This is a genomic window from Ureibacillus sp. GCM10028918 (genome assembly GCF_042666115.1).
Taxonomy (GTDB): domain Bacteria; phylum Bacillota; class Bacilli; order Bacillales_A; family Planococcaceae; genus Ureibacillus.
Genome location: NZ_JBHTFK010000005.1, coordinates 293614 through 311317 on the forward strand (window position 1 = coordinate 293614; position 17704 = coordinate 311317).

Consider the following 17704-nt stretch of genomic DNA (forward strand, 5'->3'; position numbering starts at 1 on the left):
CATAGAGCAAAAAAATAAATAATTAGTTCATTCCTACTTAAACTATTAATATGTTCTTGATTTATTCTCGAATATTCACTTTTACCAGATTTTTAATACGATTCATTTTTTGTTGCATTTCATCCAAAGAGCTAAAATTCAAGATTAATGCCCCTACCTTTTCATTTCCGATAGTCAAGGCAGAAATGTAATCACCAAGTTTTACAAATAATTCACATTCTACAATATTTATTTTAAGTTCCTCGTCAATTTCAATACCATCAAATTCTCCACTAGTCTGACTAACTATTAAATAGTCTGACCAAAATCCTTCTGGTTCTATCATCTTTAAATCACTACAGTTTTCTCCTAAAGCTGACTTAATTGTATATTCTACTAAATCGACTCCAGTTGCATACTCTATAATTTTAGAATTACAGCCACCTCCATTACGCGGAGCAATCTCTAGTAAATAAACATTTTCTTTTTCATCAATTCTAATATCAAAATTCAGTGCCGTATTTTTTATCTTCAATAATTTGAGAACTCTTTGGATTTCTGCATGAATTTTGTTTTGTAAATGGACTGGGAATAAATTTGGCAAACTTGCTTTGATGGATACAAATGGATTGATATATTCTGTTGAAAATTCTTCATTTGAAAAACATCGAAATACCAAATTACCGTTTACCGAAAAGCCATCTCCTCCAACATGAGGACCAAAATTTTCAATATATTCTTCCATAATAAATCGGCTAACCCTTGAGTACTTTAGAGCATTTATTACTTTTTCATCCAATTGTTCTATTGAATCTATTCTTGAAACACCTATGCTCCCTGCCGAATCAACTGGTTTTATCATTACGGGCAACTTAAAATTATGGAAGTCCTCTTTCGCTTCTTCTAATGAAGCGTAATCCCTTGCTCTTGGTACATTAAAATTATTATTTTTTTGAAATTCCCTAAATAAATCTTTTCTAGTAAGAATTTCTATAGATTCATATGGGTTAGAAGGAATATTCAATTTTTCTGATACAAAGGCTACTGTTGGAGCACCAGAATCAGCTTTATAACAAACAATACCGTCAATTTTTAATGATTCTGCCAACTTTAAGACTGCTTCTTGATCAGTCGTACTAATCTTATAAAATTCATTTGCAAATCTTCGGCCAGGATTATCATTTACAAAATCGCAAACAATCACATAATGTCCCATTTCTCTCGCTTTTTTAATTGCAATTATTTGAGAATATGCTCCACCTAGCATTAATATTCTTTTCAAAAATTACACCCCATCGGAAATTATTTCATTATTAATCTTTTATTATTAAATATTTCCTTTATAGATGATAATATATAAGTAAAACTTTCTAATTTAAAAATAAGTGACATTCCAATATATAAAATTGCACCGAAAAATATTTGTATAACTAAGGTTAAAACTAAAGGCCATTCAAACCATTTAATTTGATATACAATGAAACCCATAACAACTGACAATACAAATGAAGGTAGAATATCTTTTAATTGTTCTAATAAGCTATAATTCACAAATTTAATATTTGGGAAAGCATAGATAATACAAAAAATTAATCCATTAAGGAAATTTCCTAAAACAAGGGTTTGAATCCCATATGGAATAGTTATTATTAAGATAATTATCCCAATAATACTTTTTATCACTTCTAATTTGAGGATAATATCACTGCGTCCTATTGCATTAATTAGTTGTAAATTTGCAGTATGAATTGGTTTCAATGCGCATATTGCGCAAAATATTTGTAAAAATGGAACTGCAGGCACCCATCTATCAGTCAATATTACTTTTACTAATGATTCAGCAATCACTGCTAATCCTGCCATCATTGGAAAAGTAATATAAGAACTTGTCATAATTGCTCTACGTACAATCATTTTCATTCTTGATTTATCATCTTGGTATGATGCTAGTGTAGGAAGCATAATTGATTGAATGGATCCATTAAAATTATTAACAATTATTTCTGGAAAAAGTGATCCTTTATTGTAATACCCTAAAAGCGTTGGACTAAAAATTTTTGTAATCAGAACACCAATTAAATTATAATAGAGTGTGTCTAATAAAGTTGATGCTAACAACTTCCATCCAAAACTTAAGTGAGAAACAATCCTAGCAAAAGAGAATTTGAAATGCGGTCGCCATTTCAATGAAAACCATAAAAATATCGTATTAATAAACTGATTTGACAATTGTTGCCAAACCAATGCCCAAACACCGAAATTATGGAAAGCTAAAAAGATTCCGATTACACCAGATATACTATTTGCTATTAAACTACCAACAAATAATTTTTTATATTCCATTTTTCTCGCAATAACTGCATTCAGTACTGAATTTACAGCACATAGAAATAATGTAATAGATAAAATCCTAATTATAGGTGTAAGATTTGGTTGTAAAAAAAATACACTTAATAATGGGGCAGTAAAAAATAGTAAAAAATAGAGAATTGCAGCAACAAAAAGAGAAAATAATAAGATGGATGAAAAATCAAGCTCATCAATCACTTTTTTCTGAATAAGAGAAGTAGTGAAACCACTTTGAACAAAAATACTCGCTAAAGAAATAAATATCGAAATTAGAGCAATAAGTCCAAACTCTTCTGGTAACAGTAATCGTGCTAATGTAATTGTTACAATTATTTGAACAGTTTGTGTTCCCCCACGCTCCATAAACTTCCAAACTAATGAAGTAAGTACCTTGTTTTTAGTGACTTGGTAGTTCAATAATCTACTTCCTTTTCCCTAAATTGATATTATTTTAATGAATATTCTTATCTTTACAAAATAACAAACAGTGAAATCTCTTATTAACCTTTACTGAACCATATTTAAGATGTACTTTTTCCCTATTAAAAATAAAATAAAGATAAAGAAAAATTCATCGAAAAAAAGAATATCTAATGCCAACCAGGGTACAAAACAAGCTATTGCAAAAGAGAAAACAAATAAAGTATTTTTACTTCTAATATCTATTTTTATTGTTTTTGTAACATTGAATAGTTGAACTAACCATGCAACAAGCAAAATACAACCAATAGCACCCAATTGATAAATTGCTTGAATTATTGAGTTATGAGCCGCTCTATCTATTGCGCTTAGACCGGTAAATCCTTGCCCGAATAAAAATAACGTTTCATTGTTCTTGAGGTATTCCAAATAGTCTAACAAAATATCACTTCTACCTGTTGTGAAGGATGACGCATTATCTACTATTCCAAAACGGAACATATACATATTTAGTGACTCTGAAAATACATTAGAGACTAATATGACAAATACCCCACATACAAAAATAACCGAAATAATAACTTTGGAGGATATGCTCCCTTTTCTTATATATACTGCTAAAAACCAAATACTAACTACCATTATTAAAACTAATAAAAACATTTTTGACACTGATAAAAACCCTAAATAGATTAAGAGCAGGATAAGCACAAAGTATTTTATCAAATTGATAACATTTTTATTTATGACAATTAATAAAAGTCCAGACACAGCTACTAAAATATGGGCAGAATAAAAATTAGCATCTCCGTAAAATCCACTTAACCTAGTTAATCCAACTTTTTCCCACTTATAGACATCTATATACACTAACATATGGGGAAATTTCACTAAAAGCTTTGAGAAAAAACCTGATGTGATAATACCTATTGAAAAAAATAATATACAAGTTTCAAATAAGATAGTGTTATGAAAATTATAGAGATATACAGGGATTAATATTAACAATAAAACAAACATAAAATAATCAAATGAAAAATTATAGCCTAGGGTTAATTTGATCGTTGAAGTATATGCTATAAAGAAGATCCCTAATATTAAATTACTTAATGTAAATATACCTTTGCTAGCTATCTCTTTTTTTATTATTAATAATAGAAAGAACAATACAATTCCGATTGTATAAAAAGTGTAATTCCCTGCATTCATTTTCATTACGGGTGACCAAGGTAAATAAAATAGCATAATAGGTAAAAAAAGTGAAATAGGGCAATAAAGGATTAATGCAAAAAATATAATCAATCCAATTAAAATAACAATGTCTAAATTTAGTGAATGTCCTAAAGTAATTACCAATATTCCAATAACAGATATAAATAATGCTATTTTATCGATACTCTTTCCAGCCATATCAATTCCCCTCATTTAATGCATAGTGAAATTGTTCAAGAGCAAGTTTGTTATTAAAATCCGTTTCTAAAATATATTCACGAACTTCTTTTAGTTCCTCCGGGTGATTTAATATATGCTTTAATGTGGATGTGATACCGTCAGCTGAGTTGTCACAAACCCAACCCGCTCGGCAATCTATAATCATTTCTTTTGAGGATGAATTGTTGGTTGCTAAAATTGGTAATCCAATACATTTCGCTTCATCTATTACCATTGGAGCAGCTTCGTGGAATGAAGGTAATAAAAATAAATCAGCATTTTTCATATAACGATATGGGTTCGCTTGATTTCCATAGAGCAAAATATTATCATGTAAATTAGCTAAATTTATCAATATTTCAATATCTTTTCTCTGGTATCCATCACCCACTATATGCCAACATATTTGATATCCCTGCTTTACGAGACAACTTATACTTTCTATCGTTCTCATAATCCCTTTTTCATGACTTAATCGTGATACAGTAACTATATTGAAATATCTAGAAGAATATACAATAGGTAAGTCATTCGCTTGCCGTCTAATACTATTGTAATTATGTAAATTTATTGCAGTGAATAATCTATTGTTCATCTCGGGTATTGCATTCGAAAAACTTTGTCTACATCCTTCCGAAACAGCTATCACTTTATCAAATTTCAAATAAATCTTTTTATTTCTACATGTATTTCCACCAGATTTTATATAATCACAATGAAGATAAGTTATTTTTTGATCAGCTTTAATTTTACTTAACACAAATTCATTACATCCACCGTAAAATAATCGTTCATGTGAATTATGCAAATAAGAAATGGCAATATCAAATTTGCCTAGAGTTTTTTGACTGGAAAACAATAGTTTAAAAGGCCATGAATTAGTAAAAATTTTTGTCCACACTACTAACAAAGCTCTTATGAAGGATAAAAATACCCCTTCCTCCCTTGATCGTTCTTGAGAAATTCCTAATAATTTTATTAATTTGTTTGCCTCAATTATCTTTACTTGATTTGGGATATTTTTCCTCACTTCATTATTTATACTAAATAAATAAAGAGTAATGTCGTAATAATCTTTTATTTCATCTATAAGATTTACTAAGGCTTTTTGAACCCCACCTGTATCAAAATTATTATTGACTATTATAATATTTATTTTTTTATTCAATTTAAATGCTCCTATTTTCAATTTCCAAATCAAATAACTATTAGGAATATTTAAAAATATCTCTACCTTTTCTCATTAATCTCAATACTTCAAGTACATTCTTTTCTTGGCTAAACATCTTTTTATGTCGAACAGCAAACTGAAAGCATAGTAGACTTGCCCATCGATTAGACAAATTGGAATAAAAAACTCCCTTATCTATAAAGTATTTTTCAGTATAACCATTAAACCATGTTGATTCTTCTTGGCTAACATACCCAATTCTTTTAGGAATTGCGTAAACTTTTAACCCCTTACGTATACACTCTGCTAAAAATAAACTATCTTCTCCAGCACTATATTTTGCACCGCCTCCGAATAATAAGGAAAAATATACATTTGCCTTACGTACTTTTTCGGTTCTAATGGCCATCATAACTGCTCCATATCTTAAACAATTAAAAAATCTAACTCTGCTCCTTCTTTGAATGTTATACAACGATCTTTTAGGATTAGTACTACATACGTTAAATAATAAAATATCTGCATTCAAATATTTATTAAACTCTTCAACTATTATGCTTGCATAATTATCCACATAACTAACATCATCATCTGCAAATAAACATATGTCTGCAGTTGCCCGCATCAAGGCCGTATTCCTGCTTATACCGATTCCACGTTCAGCTAGTGAAAGACACTTAACACTATTACCATTATAGGTGTACTGGTCAAAATGATTTCTATCACATTGATTAACAATAATGATATCTGATTGAATATTCATTTTGCTTAGAATACTAGTATCATTTTGACTCATTGTTGAGAGTAACACTTGTAACTTCATTCGATCCCCTTTACATTATCTTTACTTAGCAATCTAAAAATATTTTTATAAGTGTGTGAACGGTCAAATTTTTCTTCAGCTAGCTTTCGGCTATTATTACCCATTCTTCCTCTGAGAATAGGATCTTCAAACATTATCATTAATTTATTAGCTACATCTTGACTAGTTAAGCAATTATATCCCATCTCGTAATCCACCACTAAATTCCTATATTCAATATTTTCTTGTGTATTAATAATTGGCAATCCTGCCGCAGCATAATCACAATGTTTATTAATTATGCTAGCTACAGAACCTTTAGTAATAGGATTAACGGCTATATCACATGCTTTTAACATTCCGATCATTTCTCCATAATCCAATAATCCGGTAAATAATAATTTATCGCCTACGTCTAATGCTTTCCCATATTCTTCAAATTCGTGACGTAGAGGTCCATTACCCATAATAATAAACTTATATTTTCTATAACCACGATCTTCTAATATCTTTAGGGCATCAATTACAAGTTTTATATCATAACTATGTCCTAATGTTCCTATATAACCTAACCATATTTCATCTTTCGGTTTTACAGTGATTCTATTTTCTTGTGCCATTTTATCAAAATACATTAACTCAGTTCCCAAAAATACACTTAAATGATTACTCAATTTTTTATTTACTTTCATAACTCTATCTAAATAAGTTTGGGACACTGCAACCACATCGTTAGCAGCAGAATAAATATAATTTGCTTTTTTTTCAATCGAATAAAAAAGAATCCTCCTTAGGAAAGGTGATTTTATTACCATTTTGAATGCTTCTGGCCATAAGTCCTGAATATCAATAATAAATTTAATATTATTCTTCTTTGCATATTTTGCAGCAACTTTAGCTAATGCCAAAGAAGGTACTGCGCAATAAATGATATCTGGCTTTTTTCTTGTTTTCATATACTTTTTAAGTCTTTTCCCTAGGATAAAATGGCTATAAATTCTCTTTACAGAAACATTTTTTTCATAACCTGGTTCATAGAGCATTGTATATTTATATTGAACTCTTTTTCTTTGCTCTTCCTTTACATTTCTTTGTTTTTTTAATGTATGTGAAAAACTACTTGTAACAATTTCAATATTTAAATTCTCTTTACTAATCTTTTGTGCTATATAGTTAAATCTATTGATATTATCTTCACCAGGAGCTTGTGTATAATTTGCAATTATTAAAAGATCAAGCATTTTTTTATCTTCCCCCAATTAAATTTTGCCTGTATACACTTCGCCATATTTCATCATGTATATGCCTTCTTCATAATCCCCAATTTCAACCTTATTCACATTCCCTTGTAAATTATTAATTAACATTTTTGGGAAATTCACACCACTTTCATAAGCATGTGGGTAGCCTCCACCAAATCTTGGATTTACTTCTGAAATGTAATATACATCGTTTACTTCAAAAATATCAATATCAATAATTCCTTTAAAACCAGCTAGTTTCACAAAACCCCAAATTAATTCAAATAATTTTTTATCTTTAATTGAAACAGATTTATCTGTTTCACCCCCTCTCATTTTAATTTTTTTCTTAGTAAATATTGAAACTGGTTCTCCTGAAATCAGATCAATATAAACATCTGCTCCATATTCAACACCTTGAATGTATTCCTGAATAATTAATTTATCATGTTTACTAAATAGTAACTCTACCTCCTCTTTTGATTCTACTTTATTAATATTGATGCTGGCACTACCGTGTATAGGTTTAATAAATACCGGATAAGAAATTAAACCTAGCTCTACATCTAAATAAAATTGTTCCTTATTAATATAAGTGGAAATCGTATTGAATCCATTACTTTTAAGAAATTCAAACATTTTATATTTGTTATAGCAGATATCAACTACTTTACTTGATGAAACAACAGGAATTGTTCCTATATTTTTAAAATCGTGTACATTGTTCGCAAGTATATTAAGCTCAGGATCAATCAATGAAAATACTGCCTGAATAACGTTTTCTTTACAAATTGAAAATATTGAATCTATATACCCATCTTCTTCAATTCTAGGGACTATAAAATATTGATCTGCCTTATACAGTGCAGGTGCTAATACATCACAATCAGTTACAAATACTTTTCCCTTTGTTTTTAGTTCATTTTTAAAATACTCTACAATCTTATTTCTTGAACCACCACTAAGAATTAATATATTCATTCGAGAAGTACCCCACTTTTTATTTACATTGTGAATTATTGTTTAGCTACAACGCATCCCTTTTATAAGGTCTTGTCACTTTTTCTTCATCCTGGTAAATTCCTTCCCTTTTAATAACCTTCAATATAGTAATAAAAGTTATTTTTAAGTCATGATAAAAATTAATATTTTCTACATACTGAATATCTAGCTCAAGTGTTTTTTCCCATGAGAGATTGTTACGTCCATTTATTTGTGCTAAACCTGATAATCCTGGTCTGACTTCATGTCTTCTTCTTTGCTGAAAATTATATAGTTTAAGATGTTTAACTAAGAACGGTCTTGGTCCAATAAAAGACATTTCTCCTTTAATTATATTAATGAGTTGTGGAAGTTCATCGAGGGAAGTTTTTCTAAGCACTCTTCCAAAAGATGTCAATCTAAGACGATCAGGAAGTAAGTTTCCTTTTTCATCTGTTTCATTCGTCATTGTTCGAAACTTATAAATATAAAATATATCCTCATTTAATCCAGGTCTTTTCTGTTTAAAAAATACTGGACTACCTAAATTAATTTTCACCATTATTCCGACCATCACCATAATAGGACTAATAACTACTAAAATTACTAGGGAAAATAGAAAATCCATAATTCGTTTAAAGTATTTACTATAAATTTCTCCTTTAACTATTCTCATTTACACACTCCATAACTTTTTATTGTTTCAACAACTCTATTTAATACCTCATTTCATCTGACCTATTAGTATCAGAAGGCAAAAACAAACTTGTTCCAAATAGATATTAAGAAACAAATCTGAATTTGTCCTATGACTTCTAAGGTAACTTATTTTAAATTCTGTTCACTACAACACAATAATCTTATATGAATATTTTAAAATATTTAAAACAATGTAAAGTTAGTTGTTTCTTATTTTAGACTGGGTAGGTTACTTGCAACTAAGTTCTTTTTTGGAGTTTAGGGGGTAAATTTGTAGAAGTATTTATTGACAAGAACTTGTATATTAATCAGTGTATAAAAGAATAAAATTATTAATCACTATTGATACTTTATTTTAATGAATCTTATCGACTACAAATTGGAAGACAAATTCTAATTTGAGTATTTCCAGTACTTATAATAATAGTAATAATCAAATAGTTTTAATTTCATCCATCTTTTCACATTCATATCTTTATGATAGTAGAGGGTGGAAGTGTTTTTTCCTTCTCTAATTAGTTTCTTCGCTTCAATCCTTAATTCTTCATTTTTTAAATATTTAAACAATACTCTTTTGGGGATAATCCTCCATAAATTTCCTTCTTGTACATATGTTAGTTTTTGGTCGATATCAAATATATAGTCATCTACTACATACTTCATAAAATTATAACCGCTTGAAGTTACTGAGTAGTTAGAAGCTCCGTTACGAATATTTATTTCTAATAATTTATACTGTTCATCTCGAGGGTCTTGTTTGATATCAAAATTTGCATAACCGGTATAACCAATATCCTCTAGTAAGAATCTTAAATTCTCCAGAAGCTGTTTATCGAATGTAGGAATCAATGCTGTATAATTACCAATTGAACTAGGTGTAGGATCTGCTAAAAGTGGTTTTCCTAAGTACATTAATTTTACTTTTCTATCTTTCCCAACATACACATGGACAACACGCAAATAAGAATCATCCCCAGGAATATATTCCTGGATTACTATATTATCTCTATAAGATGAAGCATATATTGCTTTTAAAATCTCATCTTTCTCGCTTTCATCCTTTGCAATAAAAACTTTTTTCTTTCCTGAAAATTCACACTTTAAATATTCAATAGAATTTGAAGCTTTAATAATAATAGGATAGTCAAATTTGAAGTTAGTTATTTTAAAGTTATTGTATGTTACAATATAAGTTTTAGGATATTTAAAATTATATTTCTCACATAGCTTATAAAAATCTTCTTTTAACAAAAGATTATCCATTTGCTGTTTATCTGTATAAGGAATAATAAAATGTTTTTGCAAGGCTTCTTTGTTTTCAATAACCAGTTTTGCATACTCTTCTCCGCATACAAGAAGAATTAATTTTTTTTCGGGAAATTGATTTGCAATATTTTCGAGTACAGAAACAAAAGAACTTGGATCGTTGTTAATCTCTTGAAAATTCACAATTCTACTGTTTTGAGTTGCAATCGCACTAATCTCACCTAATATTAATCTTTTTATTCCACGATTCTCTCCTCTGTGTCCCAATAAAAGAGGTTTAATCCCATACTCTTCATAAAATGCCCTTGACATTCCATAAGCATTTGTATCTGTACCAATTATTATTGGTAAAAAAGGATGAGTGTGTTCCATTCCGCTTTAGCTCCTTATTAATATAATGGTCGAGTTCCAATAAATTACATATCACCTTTAATAATATTTATTAATTCGGGTAATTCATCCAAACTTGTAGATCTTAGAAATGTCCCGAATTTTGTTAATCTCAAAATATCGTGGTTCAAAACTCCAGTCTCCTATCTTTCACCATTCATGGTTCTAAACTTATACATGGTAAAGATTCTTTCGTTTAAACCCGGACTTTTCTGTTGAAATATGATAGGACTTCCTAATTTTATTTTCACTAAAAACGAAATGATTGGAAGGAATGGGAAAAAAAATATTAAGGCGACTAAAGCCAATATAAAATCTAGTGGTCTTTTGATAAACCTTCTATAAATGTCAACTTTGTTTTTATTCATTTTTTCCACAGCTTTTTAATAGTCTCCACAACTCTCTCCAAATCTCTATCTGTCATTTTCGTATCAGAAGGTAAACAAACACCGGTTTCGAATAACTTCTGAGCTGCAATTGTTCCAACAAAGTCGAATTTTTCAAAGTAGGGCTGTAGATGCATAGGCTTCCATAGATGCCTGGATTCAATGTTTTCTTTTTCTAGTGCATCAATCATATCTAGCGGCTTTATGTTCTCCTTTAACGTGATACAACTTAGCCAATAGTTCGGTTCATTCCATTGATTGATTGGCATAAATTCAAGTTCATCGAGTCGAGCTAACTCTCGATGATAATACTCAAAAATATACCTTTTCTTTTGCACGCGTTGATCTAAAACCATCAATTGGCCTCTGCCAATCCCTGCCACCACATTGCTCATTCGATAGTTAAAGCCTAATTCACTATGCTGATAGTATTTGGCCTTGTCTTTCGATTGAGTTGCCCAAAATTTTACTTTTTCAATACTCTCTTTATGATTTGAAACAAGCATGCCTCCACCTGAAGTGGTAATAATCTTGTTGCCATTAAAAGAAAAAATGCCATAGTCTCCAATCGTTCCTGTATGCCTTCTTTTATAGTAGGATCCTAAACTTTCTGCAGCATCTTCAATAACCGGGACATTTTTTCGGTTACATATCTCTATGATTGGCTCCATATTGGCGGATAAACCATATAGATGAACGACGAGTACAGCCTTTACATTGGGGTATTTTTCAAAAGCTTCTTCTAATGCAAGTGGGCACATATTCCATGTCTCAAAGTCACTATCAATAAAAACTGGAATTGCATTTTGATAGATAATTGGATTTGCCGTTGCTGAAAAAGTTAACGTTGGACAAAATACTAGATCTCCTTTCTCAACTCCAGCAGCCTTTAATGCCATATGGATAGCAGCTGTACCAGACGAAAGCGCAGCAGCTGACTTGATGCCTATTTTAGATGTGAATTCTTTTTCGAATCCGTCTACATTCGGTCCTATAGGAGCAATCCAATTTGTATCAAACGCCTCTTTTATATAATTTCTTTCGAAACCTTCCTCACTCATATGAGGGGATGAAAGATAGATTTTAGTTTTATAAGAATTCGCATACCCTGTATTTTTCAAAGAATCCTTATTCAATTTCCTACCTCTTTCTTATTTTAGTTCCTCAAGCAGTAGTTTTCGGTTGAATTTTTGAGCTAACCCACTTACCATTAGCGATATTGATTACCCTTCGTTTCATTTCATTGATTTCTAGCATTTCTAAATCTTTCAAGATTAAATGTAATAGATCTCTATCCATTGTATTGGCTTTCCCAACGTGGATTTTCGGAAAGACATTTTGTTCTTGAATTTCTTCTTCATTTAATAATTCTTCGAACATCTTCTCCCCAGGGCGAATACCTGAGAACTCGATTTGGATTTCTTCTTTCGTAAAACCTGATAACCTTATTAAATTTTCCGCTAAATCTACTATTTTAATTGGCTCACCCATATCTAACACAAAGACTTCCCCACCTTCAGCAAGTACCCCTGCTTGAATGACTAGTCTTGATGCTTCCGGGATGGTCATAAAATACCTTGTCATTTCAGGATGTGTCACTGTGACTGGACCACCAGATGCAATTTGGGCTTTAAATCGTGGTAATACACTTCCACGGGAACCAAGTACATTTCCAAAACGAACAGCTGTAAAATTGGTATCACTATATGAAGCTAAGTTTTGTACGACCATTTCGGCTATACGTTTCGTTGCACCCATTACATTTGTTGGATTAACCGCTTTATCACTTGAAATCAATACAAAATTAGATACACAGTAGTGATGTGCTGCTTCAGCAACATTTTTTGTGCCAAAAATATTGTTTTTTACAGCTTCTCTCGCATTTTCTTCCATTAAAGGAACATGCTTGTGGGCTGCAGCATGGTAGATTACATCTGGTTGAAAGTGTTCGACAACTTCAAATATTCTATCTCGATCTTGAATGTCAGCTATAATTGGGATTAACTCAATATTTCTATCGGTGTATTTTTCTAACAACTCCATATGAATTTTGTAAATAGAGTTCTCGCCATGACCTAATAAAATAATTTTTTTGGGTTCAAAATGTATCACTTGTCTACAAATTTCTGACCCTATTGATCCACCTGCACCTGTAACAAGGATTACATTGTTTAATAACTTATTCGAAATTGCTTCCATATCTAGCTTTACTTCGTCCCGACCCAGCAATTGTTCTATTTTGACCTCTTGAATATCATTAACTGAAACTTTACCCATCATGATGTCTTCTATTTTTGGCATTGTTTTAATTGTTGCGTTCGTATTTGCACAGAGATTATAAATTTTACGAATACCTATTTTCCCTAGAGAGGGAATTGCCAAAATGATTTCGTCAACTTGTTTCTCTTGAACAATTCTTGGAATCTCATTGGTTGTCCCGCAAACCTTTATGCCCATTAATGTTAAATTCTGCTTATAAGGGTTGTCATCCACTATACCAACTATTAAAAGTTTGGAATTTTGAATTCTTTTTATACTGCGAATAAGTATTATTCCTGCTTCTCCAGCACCAACAATGAGCACTTTTTTCAGTTCTTCTTGTGGAGGGATTTTATTTCGATAATCATGGAATAATCGCACTAAAAAACGTGACCCTCCAATTAGAACTATATGTAGGAGCCACGTAATGGCCATTATTCGAAAATAAATTTCTCCTTTGACAAAAAACTGCATAATACATGTGGCGAATACGCAAATGGTTACCGAATAGCCAATAAGCAGTAATTCTTTTACTGTTGCGACACTCCAAACCCGATTATACAGACGACAAAAGTAAGCCATTATGTGATGACTAATTAATAAAGCAATCGAACTAATAATGATTAATGTATCATTATCTTTTATTGAAGGATTCAATAACCAATGGCTAATAAATATTGCAGATAGCACCATCACTGAATCTAAAATAAAAAAAATAGAATACCTTAATGTATGATTCACAATAACACCTCTTAAAAAGTGAAACTTCATTATGAGTGGTGGGCTAACATATAGTGCATGTTAGTGCTGATCCTGCTATAAAGATACTCATTCTTGTGACGAGCAACCTCATAAGCAGAGCTTGTCCCTTTGAATCGACCATAATACCACTAAATGTTAGTTGAACTACTCGGATGCATGCCGACATCATTCTCCCACTTTTATTTTTTATAATATAATCTTGAAGTGTTTCATCTTGTATTGCTACTAATGTGAGTTAAATAGAATCTAAGCATTTTGGCAAGATATAATCGAGTTATTTACGAAGTAATCAATCTGTTATTGAAAAATATTGCGAAGAGTGATTAAAGATTGTATATGTGAAATGTATTGATTCAAAATCTAAAAGAATGTTTTCTCAGATTTAATATTAGTTACTTTATACTATTTAGAATGAATAAAAATTATGAAAATTTTCTTTTTTTATGGAAAATAATATACTATGTTTTCACGATAACTCTCCTTCCATTCAGACTATTTCCCCTAAGCGTTATATTATTCTAATAAAGGAAATTCAAAACAACCTTCACTTAAAACCATTATATTACGCCCTAGCTTCGTTAGAACTAAAGACTCAATAAAATAATATGTAATTAGTCGACTTTCACGGTAATCAATCATTAGTGTAAATTATTGAGTATATTCCTTGAAAAATTTTTTCTTCAATATCATAAGTAAATATGAAAAACTATAATTAATATAATGCACTCATCTAGATTATTATTACAGATGAAACTTCATTAAATAAAATAGTCAGCGGTTTTCCAGTTTCCATTAGTAAAAAAGAAGGTAACTAAAAGTAAGAGCATTTTCCGCTCTCCCTTTTAGTTACCTATTCAAAAAGAAATAGCTATAAAATAATCAATAAACGTAGGAATGTCAACAGCAGAATTTCTTCAAGTTATACAATTTTTTGCTAGTCCCTTTATCGTACAATCTTTTTAAGATTATTTGGACCTTTTGTAACCTAGTTACATTGTTGTAAGTTTTTGAATAGCCATCTACTGTAAATTCTGCAGAATTTTTAGGATGTTCAAATCCAAACAACAAAGTCTTAATAGAAACAGCTTGTTATTATAGATCGATTAAATAATATAATCCTATTAAATAGCCAAATAACTTCACATATTCCCTAAAAGTCATGCTCATAGAAAAATCTCCAATCGCTTCACCAGATGCTGTTGAAACATAGGTTAGCTCAATTCCAGTCCCTTTATATACTCATTCAAAAATTAACTTTGCTCGTCGTTTTTTTGATAAATCTGAAGTAAAAACAAAAGCAGAATCTAAATGATACTTCACCATTTCTTCTTTTGCATAACAGCATTCGTATAAGTACTAGTTGCCTGTTCTTCAATAATATGTAACTCTTTGGAATTTCCAAATTCAATAGCCTCTTCTTTAGTAGTCCCGTTTTCTAATCGACCACTGTATCCGCTCAATGCAACTATTACATCTGATTTTAGAGGGTCTTCATTGACTACTAAATAGTCCTTAGCATAAAGGCTAAAAATTAAAAATAATGTAAAGGAAATTAATAAAATTATGGTTGTCTTTTGTTTCACTTAGCCGTTTCCTATTTAAATAAATTCTTTAATATTAAATCCAACGGAATTATACCATTTATTGGAATGAAAAACATCAAAGTATTTTATAGAAGGTGGGGAAATGGAGAGGTATGATTCATTCTTTACGCGATGAATTAATTAATAGCAATAAAAAACCTTCCATTACGGAAGGTTTTTAAGGTTAACTATAGAAAAGCACTTTTCAAATCAGCTAATAGGTTCTCTGCTTCTTCCTGGGAATCTGCCACTATTCCAAAATAGTATTTGCATTTTGGTTCGGTACCCGATGGACGGATGGCGACCCATGAACCATTCTCTAAAACAAATTTCAATACGTTTTCTTGCGGAAGAAGTATATCTTCTACTGTACCGTCAGCTAAGATTGCCCCCCGAGTTAAATAATCTTCTATTCGAATTACTGAAATCCCAGCAAGCTCAGATGGAAGCATCTCACGTAAATGACTTAAAATAGCTGCCATTTTCTCCTGACCGTCTTTTCCTTCAAATGTTAACGAAACAAGTGCATCTTTATGGTAACCAAATTCTTTGTATAATTCATTGAGCACATCTATGAGAGATTTACCTTGTTGAGCATAATAGGCAGTCATTTCAGCGACTTTTAAAGCTACTTGCACCGCATCCTTATCGCGTGCAAAGGTTTTGATTAAATACCCATAGCTTTCTTCATAGCCAAATAGATATGAATATTCTCCAGATTCCTCATACTCTGCAATTTTTTCAGCAATATATTTAAATCCTGTAAGCGTATTAACCGTAGCAATATTATATTTGGCAGCTATTTTAGCACCAAGTTCCCCTGTTACTATGGTCTTAATAATCGCACCATTTGAAGGCAATTCCCCATTTTCTAGCTGAATTTTTAAAAGATAATCTAACAATAAAGAACCTAACTGATTGCCTGTTAATAATTCATAGCTCTGACCATTTCGAACAGCCACACCTAAACGGTCGGCATCTGGGTCTGTAGCCAATAATAAATCAGCTCCTACTCGTTTTCCAAGCTCTATCGAAAGCTTAAAGGCTTCCGCTTCCTCAGGATTTGGATAGGAAACTGTTGGGAAAGAACCATCTTGAACAGTTTGTTCGTCCACTACATGTACATTACTAAATCCAAATTGGCGTAATCCTACACTAACAGGAACTAAACCAGAACCATGAAGAGGAGTATAAACGATACTCAAATGTAAATCAATATGGGCATTTTCTTTTAATGATAAAAGTTCATTTAAGTAGCTCGTATCCAATTCTTCTAAAATCCAGTGAGCAATTCCTTGTAACTCCAACTCGTTTATGTTCCGAGTTTCAATTTCGAAAATGTCTTCAATCTCGTCCATATGTGCAACAATCGCATTCGCTCCTGCTGGAACAAGCTGTGCTCCATCTTCCCCATACACTTTGAAGCCATTGTATTGTTTTGGATTGTGGGAAGCGGTAATCACAACACCTGCAAAGGCATTGAGATCACGAACTGCAAAAGATAACTGTGGAGTTGGACGTGATTCCTTAAAGATATAGGAAGTAATACCATGGGCACCCAGCACACTGGCCGTTTCCATAGCAAATTCTTTTGAGAAATGGCGTGTATCATAAGCTATTACAACGCCTCGCCGTTTCTCTTCTTCCCCTTTCGACTCAATATAACGGGCAAGCCCCTCAGAAACTCTGCGAATCGTATAAATATTGATACGGTTTGTCCCCACTCCAAGTAAGCCACGCATTCCGCCAGTACCAAAGGAAACATATTGGTAGAAGCAATCTTCTATGAGTTTTTCGTCCTCAGAAATAAAAATTAGTTCATCTCGTAAATTTTCAGGGATCTGTTTTTTTTGCCAATTTGAATATGTAGATTGCACTTGGAATTCACCTATCCTTTCAAGCTGATAAAGGTAAAATAAGCATAAATTCTATTTACTTCATTTCATTAATAATATCCTTTCAAACTAAAATTTAATAGAGTTTGC

13 protein-coding genes and 1 pseudogene are annotated in these 17704 nt (G+C 31.1%); all 14 read right to left on the reverse strand.

Translation table 11 applies throughout. The features are described from left to right. Window positions 1-61 precede the first annotated feature (61 nt). Window positions 62-1261: an ATP-grasp domain-containing protein gene (locus tag ACFQU5_RS04740; protein WP_390285271.1), complete on the reverse strand. Its 1200-nt coding sequence runs from the start codon at window positions 1259-1261 to the stop codon at window positions 62-64. Between the two features lie 20 nt (window positions 1262-1281). Then, window positions 1282-2745 (reverse strand): lipopolysaccharide biosynthesis protein, encoded by a 1464-nt coding sequence (locus ACFQU5_RS04745; RefSeq protein WP_390285273.1) that lies wholly within the window; start codon window positions 2743-2745, stop codon window positions 1282-1284. Window positions 2746-2835: 90 nt separating this feature from the next. Continuing rightward, window positions 2836-4158 carry a hypothetical protein gene (locus tag ACFQU5_RS04750; protein WP_390285275.1) on the reverse strand — a complete coding sequence of 441 codons (1323 nt, stop codon included), beginning with the start codon at window positions 4156-4158 and terminating at the stop codon, window positions 2836-2838. A gap of 1 nt (window position 4159) precedes the next feature. After that, window positions 4160-5347 (reverse strand): glycosyltransferase, encoded by a 1188-nt coding sequence (locus tag ACFQU5_RS04755; RefSeq protein ID WP_390285277.1) that lies wholly within the window; start codon window positions 5345-5347, stop codon window positions 4160-4162. Window positions 5348-5387: 40 nt separating this feature from the next. Further along, window positions 5388-6173 carry a glycosyltransferase gene (locus tag ACFQU5_RS04760; protein ID WP_390285279.1) on the reverse strand — a complete coding sequence of 262 codons (786 nt, stop codon included), beginning with the start codon at window positions 6171-6173 and terminating at the stop codon, window positions 5388-5390. Continuing rightward, window positions 6170-7393 (reverse strand): glycosyltransferase, encoded by a 1224-nt coding sequence (locus ACFQU5_RS04765; RefSeq protein ID WP_390285281.1) that lies wholly within the window; start codon window positions 7391-7393, stop codon window positions 6170-6172. The genes ACFQU5_RS04760 and ACFQU5_RS04765 overlap by 4 nt, the downstream gene beginning before the upstream one ends. Window positions 7394-7411: 18 nt before the next feature. After that, window positions 7412-8374: an ATP-grasp domain-containing protein gene (locus ACFQU5_RS04770; protein WP_390285283.1), complete on the reverse strand. Its 963-nt coding sequence runs from the start codon at window positions 8372-8374 to the stop codon at window positions 7412-7414. A gap of 46 nt (window positions 8375-8420) precedes the next feature. Then, the gene (locus ACFQU5_RS04775) at window positions 8421-9050 is read right to left on the reverse strand and encodes a sugar transferase (protein ID WP_390285285.1); all 630 of its coding nucleotides are present in this window, start codon (window positions 9048-9050) and stop codon (window positions 8421-8423) included. A 416-nt stretch (window positions 9051-9466) separates the two neighbouring features. Next, window positions 9467-10711, reverse strand: coding sequence for a carboxylate--amine ligase (locus ACFQU5_RS04780; RefSeq protein WP_390285287.1), 1245 nt, complete (start codon window positions 10709-10711; stop codon window positions 9467-9469). 47 nt (window positions 10712-10758) lie between these two features. After that, a pseudogene (locus ACFQU5_RS04785) lies at window positions 10759-11097 on the reverse strand (sugar transferase); the annotation flags it as partial. After that, window positions 11094-12176, reverse strand: coding sequence for a DegT/DnrJ/EryC1/StrS family aminotransferase (locus tag ACFQU5_RS04790; protein ID WP_390286513.1), 1083 nt, complete (start codon window positions 12174-12176; stop codon window positions 11094-11096). The pseudogene ACFQU5_RS04785 and the gene ACFQU5_RS04790, both read right to left, overlap by 4 nt. A gap of 103 nt (window positions 12177-12279) precedes the next feature. Beyond that, on the reverse strand, window positions 12280-14115 hold the full coding sequence (locus ACFQU5_RS04795; protein ID WP_390285289.1) for a polysaccharide biosynthesis protein: 1836 nt from the start codon (window positions 14113-14115) through the stop codon (window positions 12280-12282). A 1337-nt stretch (window positions 14116-15452) separates the two neighbouring features. After that, window positions 15453-15719, reverse strand: coding sequence for a hypothetical protein (locus tag ACFQU5_RS04800; protein ID WP_390285291.1), 267 nt, complete (start codon window positions 15717-15719; stop codon window positions 15453-15455). A gap of 188 nt (window positions 15720-15907) precedes the next feature. Continuing rightward, the gene (locus ACFQU5_RS04805; protein WP_390285293.1) at window positions 15908-17596 is read right to left on the reverse strand and encodes a phospho-sugar mutase; all 1689 of its coding nucleotides are present in this window, start codon (window positions 17594-17596) and stop codon (window positions 15908-15910) included. Between the last annotated feature and the right edge of the window lie 108 nt (window positions 17597-17704).